General features: G+C 43.9%; 2 protein-coding genes and 1 other annotated feature. Both genes read right to left on the bottom strand.

Annotated elements, in window-relative coordinates:
- Window positions 1-230 (bottom strand): IS3 family transposase (locus AAEY57_RS19365; protein WP_350608591.1); only part of this gene is annotated, 230 nt, incomplete at its 3' end.
- Window positions 159-275 (bottom strand) — a sequence feature (AL1L pseudoknot). It overlaps the preceding gene by 72 nt.
- Window positions 233-553, bottom strand: coding sequence for a transposase (locus AAEY57_RS19370; protein WP_008130909.1), 321 nt, complete (start codon window positions 551-553; stop codon window positions 233-235). (Overlaps the previous feature by 43 nt.)
- Window positions 554-603: the final 50 nt, after the last annotated feature.

Below are 603 nucleotides of genomic sequence, written 5' to 3' on the forward strand. Positions count from 1 at the left end.
TCAAGCTGTAGCTGCTTCCATATTTTTCTTGCACCATAAACTGACATATTATCCTCCCACACTTCGCGAATGAGTATTATCAGCTCAGCATCACGCTTTTTGCGGTTAGACAGTCGCTCAGGCTCTCTTTGTATCTGTTTATGAGAATAATACGTTGATGGTGCAATCGGCAATTCCTTGCAAATTGACTCGACACCGTAATGCTCTCTGCAAGCATCAATAAAATCCACTATTACTTCTGTTTGCGGTCGAGCTCCGCTTGGGCGAAAAAAGCGGCAGCTTGCCTCAGGATATCATTCGTTCGCTTGAGCTCTTTATTCTCGCGCTCTAAGACGGCAAGGCGTTCTTCAGTTGATTGCGTATTAGAAGAGGGTTTAGACGGTTGAGCTTGAGATTTCTTGACCCATGCTCTAAGTGTTTCTGGGGTACATCCCAGTTTATCTGAAATCGATACTAGCGCAGCCCAAAGAGAAGGGTATTCATGCTGTTGTGTGGTAACAAGCCTAATTGCACGTTCACGAAATTCTGATGTATAGCGATTTGATTTTTTCATAGTTCCAGTTTCTCAAGTTATTGAGTCTCTGGCAAACACGGGGCGATTCA

It is taken from the genome of Pseudoalteromonas sp. MER144-MNA-CIBAN-0113 (assembly GCF_040308965.1).
Taxonomy (GTDB): Bacteria; Pseudomonadota; Gammaproteobacteria; order Enterobacterales; family Alteromonadaceae; genus Pseudoalteromonas; species Pseudoalteromonas tetraodonis.

Bases quoted from the DNA above. Each gene is read 5' to 3' on its own strand.
- AAEY57_RS19370 (WP_008130909.1), bottom strand. From the start codon at position 553: ATGAAAAAATCAAATCGCTATACATCAGAATTTCGTGAACGTGCAATT.